The sequence below is a fragment of the Fulvivirga ligni genome, assembly GCF_021389935.1.
In the GTDB taxonomy this organism is placed as follows: Bacteria; Bacteroidota; Bacteroidia; order Cytophagales; family Cyclobacteriaceae; genus Fulvivirga; species Fulvivirga ligni.
On record NZ_CP089979.1, the window covers coordinates 4,450,303 to 4,464,812 of the forward strand.

The 14,510-nt window shown below is 39.3% G+C and carries 19 protein-coding genes; 1 reads left to right on the forward strand and 18 read right to left on the reverse strand.

The features are described from left to right. Nucleotides 1–11: 11 nt before the first annotated feature. From LVD16_RS18680 to LVD16_RS18750, 15 genes are all read right to left on the reverse strand, one after another. Entirely contained in the window at nt 12–317 is a 306-nt protein-coding gene (locus tag LVD16_RS18680; protein WP_233769804.1) for a DUF1330 domain-containing protein, read from the reverse strand. After that, entirely contained in the window at nt 314–802 is a 489-nt protein-coding gene (locus LVD16_RS18685) for a hypothetical protein (RefSeq protein ID WP_233769805.1), read from the reverse strand. Before LVD16_RS18685 ends, LVD16_RS18680 begins: the two co-directional genes overlap by 4 nt. A 150-nt stretch (nt 803–952) precedes the next feature. Beyond that, nucleotides 953–1,867, reverse strand: coding sequence for a helix-turn-helix domain-containing protein (locus LVD16_RS18690; RefSeq protein WP_233769806.1), 915 nt, complete (start codon nt 1,865–1,867; stop codon nt 953–955). 13 nt (nt 1,868–1,880) lie between these two features. Beyond that, nucleotides 1,881–2,600 carry an SDR family NAD(P)-dependent oxidoreductase gene (locus tag LVD16_RS18695; RefSeq protein ID WP_233769807.1) on the reverse strand — a complete coding sequence of 240 codons (720 nt, stop codon included), beginning with the start codon at nt 2,598–2,600 and terminating at the stop codon, nt 1,881–1,883. A gap of 122 nt (nt 2,601–2,722) precedes the next feature. Next, complete coding sequence (locus LVD16_RS18700; protein WP_233769808.1) at nt 2,723–3,118, reverse strand: VOC family protein; 396 nt, start codon at nt 3,116–3,118, stop codon at nt 2,723–2,725. Nucleotides 3,119–3,153: 35 nt separating this feature from the next. Beyond that, nucleotides 3,154–3,552 carry a helix-turn-helix domain-containing protein gene (locus LVD16_RS18705; RefSeq protein ID WP_233769809.1) on the reverse strand — a complete coding sequence of 133 codons (399 nt, stop codon included), beginning with the start codon at nt 3,550–3,552 and terminating at the stop codon, nt 3,154–3,156. A gap of 43 nt (nt 3,553–3,595) precedes the next feature. Next, the gene (locus LVD16_RS18710) at nt 3,596–4,102 is read right to left on the reverse strand and encodes a hypothetical protein (protein WP_233769810.1); all 507 of its coding nucleotides are present in this window, start codon (nt 4,100–4,102) and stop codon (nt 3,596–3,598) included. 76 nt (nt 4,103–4,178) lie between these two features. Continuing rightward, nucleotides 4,179–5,096: a helix-turn-helix domain-containing protein gene (locus LVD16_RS18715; protein ID WP_233769811.1), complete on the reverse strand. Its 918-nt coding sequence runs from the start codon at nt 5,094–5,096 to the stop codon at nt 4,179–4,181. A 93-nt stretch (nt 5,097–5,189) separates the two neighbouring features. Then, on the reverse strand, nt 5,190–6,092 hold the full coding sequence (locus LVD16_RS18720) for an SDR family oxidoreductase (protein ID WP_233769812.1): 903 nt from the start codon (nt 6,090–6,092) through the stop codon (nt 5,190–5,192). A 735-nt stretch (nt 6,093–6,827) separates the two neighbouring features. Then, nucleotides 6,828–7,343, reverse strand: coding sequence for an alpha-ketoglutarate-dependent dioxygenase AlkB (locus LVD16_RS18725; protein WP_233769813.1), 516 nt, complete (start codon nt 7,341–7,343; stop codon nt 6,828–6,830). Nucleotides 7,344–7,510: 167 nt separating this feature from the next. Further along, entirely contained in the window at nt 7,511–8,422 is a 912-nt protein-coding gene (locus tag LVD16_RS18730) for a helix-turn-helix domain-containing protein (protein WP_306309333.1), read from the reverse strand. A 163-nt stretch (nt 8,423–8,585) separates the two neighbouring features. Continuing rightward, entirely contained in the window at nt 8,586–9,398 is an 813-nt protein-coding gene (locus tag LVD16_RS18735) for an SDR family NAD(P)-dependent oxidoreductase (RefSeq protein ID WP_233769815.1), read from the reverse strand. Nucleotides 9,399–9,585: 187 nt separating this feature from the next. Next, nucleotides 9,586–9,900 carry a hypothetical protein gene (locus LVD16_RS18740; RefSeq protein WP_233769816.1) on the reverse strand — a complete coding sequence of 105 codons (315 nt, stop codon included), beginning with the start codon at nt 9,898–9,900 and terminating at the stop codon, nt 9,586–9,588. A gap of 85 nt (nt 9,901–9,985) precedes the next feature. Then, nucleotides 9,986–10,477 carry a hypothetical protein gene (locus tag LVD16_RS18745; RefSeq protein WP_233769817.1) on the reverse strand — a complete coding sequence of 164 codons (492 nt, stop codon included), beginning with the start codon at nt 10,475–10,477 and terminating at the stop codon, nt 9,986–9,988. 284 nt (nt 10,478–10,761) lie between these two features. Further along, the gene (locus tag LVD16_RS18750) at nt 10,762–11,655 is read right to left on the reverse strand and encodes an alpha/beta fold hydrolase (protein ID WP_233769818.1); all 894 of its coding nucleotides are present in this window, start codon (nt 11,653–11,655) and stop codon (nt 10,762–10,764) included. 139 nt (nt 11,656–11,794) lie between these two features. Here LVD16_RS18750 and LVD16_RS18755 point away from each other — a divergent pair, with 139 nt between their 5' ends. Continuing rightward, complete coding sequence (locus tag LVD16_RS18755) at nt 11,795–12,121, forward strand: VOC family protein (RefSeq protein ID WP_233769819.1); 327 nt, start codon at nt 11,795–11,797, stop codon at nt 12,119–12,121. Nucleotides 12,122–12,218: 97 nt separating this feature from the next. Here the strand turns inward: LVD16_RS18755 and LVD16_RS18760 are convergent, their stop codons facing one another. From LVD16_RS18760 to LVD16_RS18770, 3 genes are all read right to left on the reverse strand, one after another. Beyond that, nucleotides 12,219–12,644, reverse strand: a complete 426-nt coding sequence (locus tag LVD16_RS18760; RefSeq protein ID WP_233769820.1) for a hypothetical protein — start codon at nt 12,642–12,644, stop codon at nt 12,219–12,221. Nucleotides 12,645–12,810: 166 nt separating this feature from the next. Further along, nucleotides 12,811–13,398, reverse strand: a complete 588-nt coding sequence (locus tag LVD16_RS18765; RefSeq protein WP_233769821.1) for a DUF2306 domain-containing protein — start codon at nt 13,396–13,398, stop codon at nt 12,811–12,813. Nucleotides 13,399–13,469: 71 nt separating this feature from the next. Beyond that, nucleotides 13,470–14,438 carry a YARHG domain-containing protein gene (locus tag LVD16_RS18770; protein WP_233769822.1) on the reverse strand — a complete coding sequence of 323 codons (969 nt, stop codon included), beginning with the start codon at nt 14,436–14,438 and terminating at the stop codon, nt 13,470–13,472. Nucleotides 14,439–14,510: the final 72 nt, after the last annotated feature.

A 14,510-nucleotide genomic window follows, 5' to 3' on the forward strand; every position in this document is an offset into this window, starting at 1 on the left:
CAACAGTAACCTCACATCCTCTCACCTTTCACCAATAACGTAGACCGTACTGATTCCTCCTTCAAATGCATAAACTTCAATCGGGAATCATCTTTCATATAGCCTTGTAAATCAGCCTCTGAGGGAAATGTAACAAAATGAATCTCGTATGGTGTTTCACCTTCTGTATGATCAATAAAACTCTCTTTTTCAGGCCTTACCCGATAGGTAATTTCGCCGCCATGCTTTTGAAGAAGGGGTAAAACCTTGCTTTCAAATTCCAGAAAAATCTCTTCTTTTCCCGGCTTAACGAATATCAATTGGGTGATGTAGATCATAGATCATATCGTGATAAATATTTCTTAAGTCTATCCAAATCTTTAGGTCTGCCTTTACCGCAACTAGGCGGCATTCTCCGATACACCTTCATATCATCCATCACCAATAAACCTTCAGAAGCGTTAAAATAATAGCCTATGTTTTTGATAGAAGCATAATAAGTAGTATGCTCAATTTCATCTATTTTTATTGGAATAGAACGTTTTACTTCATCGTTAAAATCATTCAAATCATTAGAATATATGTTAATCGAGAATAGTCGATTAAAGGCAAAGTTCAATATGACATAATATTCACTATCAAGCAAAATGTAATCAGAAATTACCTCTGACTCACTTTCTGGACGTATACCTTGAAGCGAGTCCGCTAAAAAAAGGAATTTGTCATCTATTATTACACCACCATCATTGATCTTATATAAATTATCAATAGAATCTGGAGTCATACCAAAATAAAATGACCTATTGATTAGCGTTTCTGTCAATGATTGCACTTGACAATGAACACTTTTAAAGTTCACCAGACTAATTAGAATTGTGCAAATGGATATTTTTATGAAATATCTCATCCTAACTTAAAATAAAAAACAAGTGACATATTTATTGGCACCTTCTGATTAATCTTCATTTATCCATCAATTAAAAGACCTCCTAAACTCCAAAGGTGAAAGCTGAGTTTTGGTCTTGAACAATTTACTAAACGACTGTGGATATTCAAAGCCTAATTCATAAGCTATTTCACTCACGGTGAGGTTGGTAGTGCTCAATTTTTCCTTGGCCAGGGCCACCAACTTCTCTTGTATATGCTGCTGTGTACTTTTACCGGTGAGTAATTTTAAAACATTGCTCAAATAACCCGGAGATAAATTGAGCTGGTCCGATACAAACTGCACTGTTGGAGCTCCGTTAGTGGTTAGCTCATTGCTTTTGAAGTAATCATTGAGAAGGGTCTCAAGCTTATCAAGCACCTGATGATTACTGATCTTTCTGGTAATGAACTGACGCTGATAAAATCGTTCAGAATAATTGAGAAGCGTCTCTAATTGTGAAATGATAATATTTTGACTGAAGTCATCAATGTTAGATTGATATTCCTGCTTAATATTTTCTATAATGTTGAGGGCTGTACTTTCTTCCTTTTTAGATAGAAAAAGAGCCTCATTAGCAGAATAATCGAAGTAATTATACTTACCAATAGTTTTGGCCAATGGCGTATTCCATAAAAAATCAGGATGAACGAGCAACATCCATCCTGTTTTATTTGACGACCCAGCTACTCGCTGCGAAATTTTCAACACTTGTCCGGGAGCTATGAAGAACATGACGCCCTCATCAAAATCATATTCCTGCTGGCCGTAGTATATCTTTCCGTTTATATTCCGTTTGATAGAAATGGTGTAAAAATCATAAACCCAACTTGTATCACCAATGGTGTCATCCGCCTGTAAATCAGCGTAGTTAACCACACTTATGAGCGGGTGCTCAGGCTCAGGCAATCCTTTCACACGATGAAACTCACTAATGCTCTTTACTCTTTCTATCTTAGACATATCAATACCAATTTTACCAGGGCACAATGCCATGATCACTATAAAAACTTCCGCTCACAGCATCCTCGCTAATCACACAATCAACTATAGCCTTAGCGCCCTCTCCTACTGACTTAAAACCTTGATGATCATTGAGATCAGTTGCTGTATAGCCTGGTGTTACGCTATTCACGCGGAAGTTTGAATTCTTCAAGCCATTTGCCAGCATTACTGTAAACGCATTTAAACTCACTTTGGATGAAGCATAGACATTATAATCATCCCAATTGCCCATTTTATTTTCATCAGAATGCATGGTTAGCGATCCCAATTCACTACTAACATTCACTATTACAGGACTTTCTGATTTTTTCAGTAAAGACAAGAATGCCTGGGTAGTTTGTATTGGTCCAAAGAAGTTGGTATCAAAAAGATCCTTCATATCTCTAACATCGCACTTAGAGAAAGTTTGCTGTTTCGGACCTGCGATGGCTGCGTTGTTGATGAGCACATCCAGCACTTCTGTTCTGCTTTCCAACTCTGAAGCCGCCTGCTGCACTGAGCTGGCGTTGCTCACATCGATCTGTAAAAGATCAACATTGGTAAACCCTTCGTCCTGAAGCTGATGTAACGCTTCAAAACCTTTTTCCTGATCCCTTGAGCCCAGGTAAACAAAATATCCTAAGCCAGCCAGTTGACGGGCCGTTTCTAATCCTATTCCTTTATTTGCTCCGGTTATTAATACTTTTTTCATGTCAATTCTACTTTAAATGATTGACACAAAGTTGAGTCAAAGACTTGTCTCAGGATAAATTGAATCTGCTGATGTTGTAGCCAAATCTGATATTTGAGCGTCTAATACATCAGATCTGACTACTAAAGCATTTGCACCAGCTGAATGTGATTACCGCAGGTATCATTAAGCACCGCCACCTTCACTGTACCCATTTCAGTGGGCTTCATGCTAAACTCCACTTCCAGGTCTACCAGCCGCTCATATTCCTTTTGCACATCATCTACATTAAACTGGGTGTATGGAATGCCGGCTTCAAACAAAGCTTTCTGATAAACTTTGGTCGGCTCAAAATGCTGCGGTGCAGGCTCTAATAAAACCTCCGTACCCTCCTGCTCTTCTTTAGCCACCACTGTGAGCCATCGGCTGCTCTCGCTGAGAGGTACATCATGCTTTTTAACAAAACCCAGTTTTTCAGTATAAAACTTCAGGGCGATTTCCTGATCTAGCACAGGAATACTTGTTACTCTTACTTTCATTTTGCGTGTTTTTGTTGATGTGTGCAAATTGAACACTACAGCGAAGAGATACTTTGCGAAAGTTGCTCTTTTTGATATTCGGCAGGTGAAACACCTATTTTAGCTCTGAAAAGTGTACTGAATGAACTGGGCGTGTCAAATCCGGCAGCATAACAAACTTCAGTTACTGGCATGCCTTGTCGAAGATAATGCTTGGTGGCCTCCAACCTTTTTATCAGAAGGTATTGCTTGGGCGTAATACCATAATATTTCTTAAAAAGCCTCAGTAAATGATACTTGGAAGTAAATCGAATATGGGAAAGAAGCTCCAGGTTCAGTTCCTGATCGAAATGATTATCTATATAATTTCGGACAGCAATTACCGTCTCCAATTGCCTGTCATTAGAGAAGCATGACTTCCTTATTTTATTTAGTTCTGTCTGATAATGATTCATTCCGTAGAGCAAATTAGAACAATTCCTCTGAGAAAATCATAAATTATTTGAGTTGTTCCAGTTCAGCCTGTACTGTCACACTTTCCTGCTTGATGGACTCCATACGGGTGAGATACTTTTGCATCCATTGTTCTGTACCGCCGGCTTTCAGAGCTATAGCTTTGCACATTTCAGAGGTGGTAGTTATCAAAGACTGAAACTGCTGTTCTTTTACGATGAGTAAAGACGTAAGTACCTGTACCTGATCACTATTTCCCATAGATTTATTCAGGTCCAGCTGACGTGAAATACTTTCAATTTCAGAGTTGTGCTTGGTTTGTACCTCCGTAAACCGCTTCATAGAAATCTCCAGACTATCCTTCACTATTTCCAGGGCGATCTTTTGGGTTTCTTTATTATGCTTTGGTATGTTGGTGAGCCAGGTAGCCAGTCCCAGAAGTCCGCCGCCACCGCATATAATACTAAAAACCAAGGCTATGATGGTAGTTCTCTTATACTTGAGAATTTCGGACTCCAGCCTATCTACCCGGCTTGCCATTTTGGTATCCATAGGTTCAATCAGTTATGGTAAGTTCTTTCTTAAATTACACAAATCCTGATTTAATTACAGAAAATCCAACAAAAAACTAATTAAATGTGCTTCTAAACTCCAACGGTGTAAGGCTGGTTTTAGATTTAAACAGCTTGCTGAAAGACTGAGGATGTTCAAAACCCAGATCATAGGCAATCTGACTCACGGTGAGGCTGGTGGTGGAAAGCTTTACTTTAGCCTTATCAATCAGCTTGTTATGAATGAGTTGCTGCGTACTTTGGCCGGTGTGCATTTTCAGCAAACTTCTCAGATAGCTGGGAGAAACACTCAGCTGCTCTGAGATATAATGGACAGATGGCAAACCGTTTTCTATCAGTTTATCACTCTGAATATAACTATCCAGCACCTGTTCCAGCCGATGCAGTATTTCATGGTTCACCTTCTGCCGGGTAATAAACTGGCGACCATAAAAGCGGTTAGCGTAGTTCAACAGGGTCTCAAGTTGTGAAATAATGATTGACTGGCTAAATGTATCAATGGCCGACTGGTATTCCTGGCTGATATTCTCAATGATCAACCGCATTTTGTTCTCTTCATCTTCAGATAAAAAAAGAGCCTCATTTACAGAATAATCAAAAAAATCGTATTGTTTAATGCCCGCTGCCAATGATGTGTTATACAAAAAATCCGGATGAATCATGAGCATCCAACCTTGCGGACCTATCTCATCCTTCCCTATCTGAATCGTTAACACCTGCTCAGGAGCCATGAAGAACATTACACCCTCATTAAAGTCATAATCATAATCCTGCATACCATAACGATACTTATGATTCATGCCACGCTTTACGGAAATGGTGTAAAACCCAAACACAATGTTATGAATGCCCTCACCCAATGGATTGACAGACTCATCAAAATTGATAACGCTGATAAGCGGATGCTTTGGTTTCGGGAGATTGCGTAATGCATGAAACTCAGCGATTGTTTTTACTCTAATAGGTGTGGTCATAATCAGTATGCACTACTTTGAAAGACATTATTGAGACATCCGAAAAGCTAAATACCTTTCGGGTGCCTCAATGATAATATAAACTTCTAATTTTTAGTTCTCAGAAGGAAAATAAACATCTCCTTTCAAGTCTTCCATCAACGTGGCATGCGTAGGTTTCCAGCCTAGTGCTTGCTGAGTAGCTTCACTTGAAGAAGGGTTATTAAACATCGCAAAATGTGTAAACCAGGTGAAATGTCCAGCCGCTTCGTCTGGTGAAAGAGAAGTAGTTGGAACTCCCAGTTTTTCAGCGATAGTCTGAGCTATCTCCTTGAAAACCACCCCCTGATCACCCACTGCATGATATCTGGTGCCTGCCGGAGCTGATTTTTCCAGCGCCAATCTATATAACTTAACGGCATCTAGGCGGTGTACGCCTGGCCACACATTAGTTCCCTCACCAATCATAGCCGACACTCCTTTTTCCTTGGCAATACCAATTAAAATGGGCACAAAGCCATGCTTATCACCATCGCCATGTACCGAAGGAGATAACCTGACCACTGACACCTTCACGCCTTTTGCTGCCACTGCATCCGCCGCCAGCTCCGTGGCAGTACGCGGGTTTGCAGAACTCTGAACACGATCTTCCTCAGTAAGTAACCCCGGCTTACCAGCTACTGCTGTACCTGAGGTAATTACAAATGGCTTATCAGTGCCTTCCAAAACACTGCCTATAGCTTCTATCACTTCCTTATCGATGGCACAAACCTCTGGAAAACGAGTAAAATCGTGAATAAAACCACAATGAATAAGCCCATCAGCTGCCTGCGCTCCTGCTTTTATCGACTCCAAATCATTAAGATCACCTCTATGCACCCCAGCCCCTGCAGCCTCCAGCTTCCTGGCCGACTCCTCAGACCTTGCCAGCCCCAACACCTCATGACCAGCCGACATTAACTCCTTTATTACCTCTGAACCCACGAAGCCAGTGGCTCCTGTTACGAATACTTTCATATCTACATGTTTAAGTGTTTCTGTTTTTGTTAACACAAAGCTCAGAAACAAAGCATCCATAAGATTAGCCAAAACGTCTTTTGTTGTAGCCGAAAGTGTTTTGAATTTTAATTAAAAGCACCACCCTTCTCAAAGTTGAGAATTACAACCCTTCTCAGAGTCACTTCGTCCTCAACCTTCTCAGAGTCACTCGCAGAGGACTCTGAGACTATCTGCTTCGATCAAGATCACACTTTTAAAAATGAATAACCATTAGAGCCCTAACTTATTAGGGTACAATTGTAGTCAACGGTCGGTATTCCTCAGAGTCCTCTTCGAGTGACTCTGAGGGGGAATAAATGTTTAAGTGTTTCTGTTTTTGCTAACACAAAGCTCAGAAACAAAGCATCCGGAAGATTAGCCAAAACGTCTTTTGTTGTAGCCGAAAGTGTTTTGAATTTTAATTAAAAGCACCACTCTTCTCAAAGTTGAGAATTACCACCCTTCTCAGTGTCACTTCGTCCTCAACCTTCTCAGAGTCACTCGCAGCGGACTCTGAGACTATCTGCTTCGATCAAGATCACACTTTTAAAAATGAATAATCGATTAGAGCCGAAATATAGTGCGCTTGCAATCAACGGCCTTCATTCCTCAGAGTCCTCTTCGAGTGACTCTGAGGGGGAATAGAGTGACTCTGAGGGGGAATAAGCGTTTCTGAAAGGAAATAGGAAGAGGAAAGTGAGATCTATAAAATAGTTAGGCTATGATTTTTCTAAAAGTAAGACTCATTCTTCCTTCTTGTGTATCAGACTTGGGAATAGCATGTTGCCATTCGTTCTGAACTTCATTGGTCATGTAGATAAGTGATCCTGATTGAAGATCAAAATCATGGATAATTGCTTGATCGGCTATATTTCTAAAACGCAAGGTTCTAACTGCACCAATTGATATAATGGCAACCCCGGTTCCCATCTCTAAAATATCGGTTTGATCAGAGTGAAATCCCATTTTCGAGGTGCCATCCAAATAATAATTAATAAGGCAGTTATTAGGCTCAAAATTATGTGTATCGTTAATGCCATTAATAATCGATTTCAAAGGTTCTGGAAACTCCTGATAAGGATAACTCATTTGAGAGTAATTATATGCACGCCCAAAACTAGCCGTTTTCCTGGCTGCCATGCGTTCATCCCAACTTACATTGCTTTTCAAAAAATCAAATAACTCTTCAGGATGATTGATAAAGTGATCGATGTATGTTATTCCATTCATAAGATAGAGTTAAACATACGGCGAGTAAATGAAAATGTTATACAGTTTCACTCTCTCAGAGTTCTTCGCCCTTAACCTTCTCACCCTTCCCAGAGACACTCGATGCACACCTAACCTCTGCGAGTGACTCTGAGGGGGTGTTTGTGAATGAAAATGTTATACAGAGATCAATTAAATGACCTCCTAAATTCTAGCGGGGAAACATCGGTCTTGGTTTTAAACAGTCGGCTGAAGGACTGTGAATATTCAAAGCCTAGTTGATAAGCTATTTCGGCAACGCTAAGGTTGGTAGTTGACAACAGCTCCTTCGCTTTCTCTATGAGTTTATCATGAATAAGTTGCTGTGCATTTCTGCCCGTGAGTGAACGGAGCATGTCACTCAAATAACTTGGCGTCAGGTTAACCTGATCCGCCAGTAACTGCACTGAAGGAATACCCTGATTCAATGATTTATCATGATCGAGATAATCGTCCAAATAGCTATCTAGTTGGCGAAGAATATCATGATTGACTGCTTTTCTGGTGATGAATTGCCGATTATAAAATCTATTGGCAAAATTCAGCAAGAGTTCTATTTGTGAAATGATTACGTCCTGGCTAAAATCATCAATCCTGCTGCTCAGCTCTGTTTGGATCATCTTAAAGATGGAAATGACGGTATCTTTTTCTGCTTCTGACAAGTGCAAGCCCTCATTGGTGCTGTAAGAGAAGAAGCCAAACCGCTTAATATCAGAAGCTAATGAATATCCTACGAAGAAATCAGGATGGATAAGCAAAGTATAGAGAGAACAGGCCGCCACTTCGCTATTGCTTTCAGCCTCTCCGCCCAGAATCTGGTTGGGTGAAGCAAACAAAAGGCCTCCCTCATTAAAATCATAATAATCCTGACCATACCTCAATCGGGTGCTCATTCCTGGCTTGTAGGATATCTTATAAAAGTTTAACACATGGGATCCTGAAGGCATGTTAGCCGGATTTGCTACCGACCCGTCGACCAGGCTGATCAAAGGATGCTGAGGTTTAGGCAAGCCAAACACCTCATGTGCCTCGCCGATAGAGTTGAATTTATGATGATTCATTTTGCTCATATGTCTTTTAAAAGATGAGGCCAGATCAAACCCTGAACCGATAATTATTGATAACGGCCAGTCGTTACTTTTGATTCAGCCTCACCTAATTTTATAATTAATGCTTCACAGAACTACCCTGTGCAGCACTTGATACCTCGTCCCATGCTTCCCACTATTGAAGACGGGCTTCATAAGCCTTGCGAACATCAGGCAAATTATGGCTTCCCAGGTGGAATCTTAATGGCGGATTATCAGCATCCACTACCTGAAATAATGCCTCTGGGGTAGCATCAGGATTACCTCTGTCAATGGCACCCAATCCTTGAATGAATTTGCCTTTGAACTCCTCATAAACCTCCATTCCTTCAGAGAACCTCAGCGACTGCTGACTGCCAAATTCGGTAGCATAAGCCCCTGGCTCAATGATAGTTACCTTAATACCAAACTGAGCAATCTCAGTAGCCAAACTCTCATGAATGGCCTCAAATGCCCACTTTGAAGAACAGTAGTACCCGATAACCGGGAAAGTGATATGCCCAAGATTGCTGGACGTGCCTAAAATATGACCATAACCCTGCTCTCTCAAGAGAGGAAGCGCTGCCTTAATCACCGAAAGCGGACCAATTACATTAGTTTCATATAAAGTTCTGACATCCTTATTACTGCATTCCTCAATGGTTCCCACTAATGAGTATCCTGCATTATTGAGCACTATATCCAAGTGTCCAAAATAACTATGTGCTTCCTGAATAGCCGCTTTCACCTGGTCCGGCTTAGTTACATCCAGCTTAAGCGTAAGCACGCTGTCACCATATTTTTCTTTCAGATCCGAAATGCTCTCAACGCTACGAGCAGTAGCCGCCACCTTATCGCCACGCTCCAAAGCCGCTTCAGTCCAGATACGACCAAAACCGCGTGAAGACCCTGTGATAAACCATACCTTATTGCTTTTTGGTGCCTGAGCACCAGAATTGTCATTGTTCATAGTATTGTTGTTTTTAATTACAATACAAATGTCCGATGAACTGAATTTCTAATTGTAACTGAAATGAGTATGGTTGTAACTGAAATGGGGATGGTGGGGTAAGTTGGACATTACGGTGTTTGGTCTCCTCAGAGTCCTCTTCGAGTGACTCTGAGGGGGGGCAGAGTGTCTCTGAGGGGTCGCGATTTTATGTAGGGTAAGTTGGATTACGCCAAATATCAATTAATATTTTAAATTCTTCCTCATCTTTATCCTCGCGGCATTTTTCCAGGTATTCGTAAAACTGATCAACGAAACTTTCCGGGACATCCCCTCTCTTGTAAATCTCATAGGCCAGTAATTTTACTATTTGCCTATCAGCTTCAATTTTATTGTAGCTTTTTGCAAGAATGAAAACCTTACACTTTATAAGTAATCCGCGAAGGAAGAATCTTTGTAATCTTCTTCTAGAGGACCTCTTGGCATCTTTTTCAATTTTTGATAGAAGACTATTTATAGGCACTTCACCTATAGATCACAATTCATGCCAATGACCACTTCCCCCTCAGAGTCACTCGGAGAGGACTCTGAGGCACCTTCATTACTTTTCACGCCAAATCCTTATAGTTCGTTACATACTTATTCTCTAAACCTAATTCATAGTAAGCTGCACTGGAATGTCCGTAAGTAGCATAATCTTCTACAAGGCTCCATTTTCCAGCCACAGGATTATGATGAATATAATCCAACTTCTGCTCAAGCATCTGTCTATCATAACATTTTCTGGCATCAAAAGACAACCTAAAAACCTGATGCTTTTTACCCTTTTTTCGCTCATTATCCTGAACTCCACTTTCAAGAATCTTCAATAAACTTATATCACCTCTAGCTTTAATTCCTTTCACAATAGCATATGCCATAAATCGTTTTCCTTCGCTAATGAGAATGTTTAAGTGCTTTTCCGGAGCGGTTGGATTAAGAAGACAATGTAAATGATTAGGCATAATTACATAGGACAGAATATTACAACCATCTTTCAATAAATGATCAAACCATTTATATACAGCAGAATATGCCTTCGCCTGCTGAAATAATGGCAACCATTTGTAGCATGTTAAAGTACAGAAATAAACTTCATTTAATTCACTATGTGGTCGATGTGTGGACAAACTAATTTTATTGATTTATCTTCTAGATTCCTCAGAGTCCTCTTCGAGTGACTCTGAGGGGGTGAAGAGTGACTCGGGGTGAAGAGTGACTCTAAGAGGAGAAATTTTATAATTTCTCCTCTTAGAGCAAGGTAATCTTTCTATAAGGAAGATTTTATTTGAGGTAAGTTGAAAACTTACGTATGATAGGTACGAGTTTAAAACTTGAGATAAAACTATCTATCCAGGAAGGCCTTGATTTTTGGAACGGCTTCCAGTTCGCTGGCTTTGAAGCCGGGTTTAAGTGTCGTGATTTCGCCTAGATATTCACCATGAACACCTGGAAATATCAATAATTCTGAGTTGGGAATTTCTTCATCTAGTTCTTGGACATGAGACAATAGGATAACATCATTTTCCCCATTTATAATAAGTGTGGGTACAGTTATGGATTGGATCTGTTCATCTGGAATATCTTTGAAGTTCACCATTCTGTGGGCATCTTTATCATGCATCACCTGAAGGCCGCTGGAATCCTGGGTCACTTTGAGATAGGCTTCTTGTAATGGCTGTGGCATATTGTCAAGACTGGCCTGTTTCATGAAACCCCAAAACTGGTCAGGCATTCCGTTTCGTTTTGCCAGAACGGAGCCCAGAACCATTTTATTCACTATTTCCGCATGTCTTATGGCTATTTGCATCACCGTGGTGGCTCCATTGCTAAAACCAAAGAAGTCCGCTTTAGAGATATTAAGATTATTCAAAAGTACAGCCACATCATCGGCATCTTGTTCAAAGGTAAGCTCGGCATCCCTATCACCTGTTCTTCCGTGTGCTTGTAGCTCTACAGCTATTACTTGCCTATCTTCAGCCAACAAAGGGATGACCTGTTCAAAAGTTGATTGAATAGTGGATCCGCCGCCATGGATCAGCACCAACGGTTTGCCTTCACCATAAATTTCATAATACATCTTCAGGCCATTTACTTCAGAATAGCCATTTGTGAATTGTAATGTATCAGGACTTGTGGTTTCCATGGTTTTTGATGCTAGTTGCTGAGATTCTTCTTTATGATTACAGGCAGTCAAAATAAGTAATGACACACCAATAGTAAGGCAAAGGTTTTTCATCTAGGTCAATAATTTCTAATACTATGAAGTTACATGATATTATTCATAGATTGTTATAAGTGTCGCAAATGCCAGTGGAGATTGTCGTATCTAATGGAGTCTATTATATTATTGAGTTACTACATTTATCAAAAAAACTATGAATAGCATTGACATTATAATGATACCGGTTACGGACAGACAAAAAGCGAAGGAGTTTTATCTGAACTTAGGTTTTGAGATAATTATAGAAGCACAAGATCCACATGGAGAACCATGGATACAGATGGGGCTCCCAGGTAGCAACACCAGTATTTCACTATCAAATTTTCATGGGATCATATGTGAAACAGACGATATGGAGGAGACTATCAAAGAGTATCAAACTAAAGGTATAGAAGTCGGCAAAGTGGATGAGACACCATGGGGTAAATTTGCATGGCTTAAAGATCTGGATGGGAATAGCTTGTGCTTAAGGCAGAAGTAATTAATGTAGAAAGGATAAGGAAGTTTAAGAGGCACATTCCTCAGAGTCCTCTGCGAGTGACTCTGAGGGGGAAAGAGTGATTCTGATGGAATCTAGCTTACCGAAACAAACGGTCTTTGACATATTTGAAAAAGTTAAACTTTTCATATCCTAAATATTTCAACTGTAGGTTTAATATCTTTTTAATATCATTATAATTAACCACATAATTCGATGAAATTTCCAGGATAGCTTCACCTTGAGAATACAATATTATCTCTTCAACGGAGCCGCCATTTGCAGTGAAAGCGGTGGTTTTAAAACCATTGAAATCATCCCATGAAATATGTTTTTTCCTGCCCATGATGTTTCTAATATTTAAGCCTTGTTTATCAATCATTAAACTATTCATTTTCGGCAATTCAACTTTAATAAAAATAGGGATAATTAGAAGCACAACAGCATATAAAATGAGCTCAAAACTCAGATTCAATTCATCTGCACAATAAATTAAAATTGGAACTCCTATTATGCCTAATACCATACTAAATAGTGTTAAGCATAGAGTAAGAAGGTCGTAATTGCTCTTCAAAGGAATATTCATGGCATTATTAGAATATTTAGGATGCATCCAGCATTTGTATATTAAGATATTTCACTATCCTCAGAGTCCTCTGCGAGTGACTCTGAGGGGGCAAGTGGTTATAAAGTCATTGAATCTGACGGTTAAAAATTAACTTTCTCTGTTCATAAATAAAACACCCCTCCACCAGCAAAATATTAAATACCCAACCCGCCCATGAAACAATTTTGTAAGTATCCATAGGTGGTAATGCCAATGAAGTAACTATGATCCATTTAAAAAGGCGAAGACTTATAGCAGATAACGTCAGGGCATAGCTTCGCATCATAAACTTTCTATGCTCAGAGATTTCACCATTTTTAATATATTTAAAAGCCAAATATGTGAAAACAAACCATAGTATGGCTTGAAGGGTAAAAGACAACTGAGAATAGAAGCCTCCATTGGCATGAAAAGCCATAATCAACCCAGATGGACTGGCAATTAATAATATGAGTAAAACATAGACTTTTCCACCGATTTTATGAACCATCGGCCACGTCCTTCTAATTGATTTTGAAAATAAAAATATCCCGCAGATCAAAACAAAAATGCTCGTATAGACGTGGCTAAAAAAGGCAATTTTATAATATCCATGTGAAATAACTTCTTGCTTGATATTTAAAAAAGCCACATCAAAACGCAGGGGAAAATACTGCAGAGTGATTAATATCATTAAATAGGTAAAATATAATAATGATAAATAATACCCCGCTTTTAATGCTTGATGTGACAGCTTATTGATCATCATCCTCTACCAAAGCGATCATAATATTCAAGAGCATTTTTCTCGTATTTCAAAAGAAGCTCTATATTCTGCTTCTCAAGATCAGTGAACTCATCTTTGATATTATTATGAACCGGTATGTACCAATCCTGAGCATCAAAGAACACTCTAAGCGGCTGATTTTTAAAAGAATAACCATGTCTGGCATAAATAGTATTTCTAATTATGGTCAGGTCTCCTTTTTTCAAATTTTCGACTTGAGATTTGGCCAATGGAGTATTGGAAGCATTAATATGGTAAATTTGATCTGTTGCTGAAGCAAATTCTTTTGATATCCATTTTTCAACCTCTCCTTCCTCTATCTCCCACTCTTCCTCATGCTCAATTGCTTTTGTCCAATCCACATAAGCTTTAGATCTATCTAGCATGATATCAGGATCATAATGGTAGATCTTTTTTTCAAGTGTATATTTTCGATTTTTTATATTAATGTCCCCATAGGCGGTCCATTTACCAACCATCTTATTGTCAGCTATAGAAAACCTAAACTCACCATCATATTTATCATCTCCAGGTTCTCTTACTACGAAGTTCAGCGTTCCATCCTCACTTTCCTTCATAGTACCTTTAAATGGCCGATCATTACCAGCTACCACACTATGACCTACCACCAAGCTATCCGTAATCTTGTCAATCGAGATATTGATTTTGTTATTTTTATCCCAATAAAACCCTTCATCAACTATAAGTATCTCCTCCCCACCATCCTGCTCAAAATACCCAACCCAGTAGCCAAGCACTGAATTATCACTCATAGAATCTACTTCGATAGGTTTTGACACCTTTTCATTATTCTGTTCTGGTACTGGAACGTCAGCCTCAACTTCTGTTCCCTCTTCCACCATTACAGTTGCATCACTATTTTTAATTTCCGTATTACAGCCAATAACAACTAGACCTATAATTAATGTAAATATTGATTTCCTCATTCCTTGTGAATTATAAAATACCTTTCTTGAAGGCAGTTAATGTGATTTTATAAGAAGTTGATACTGACTATC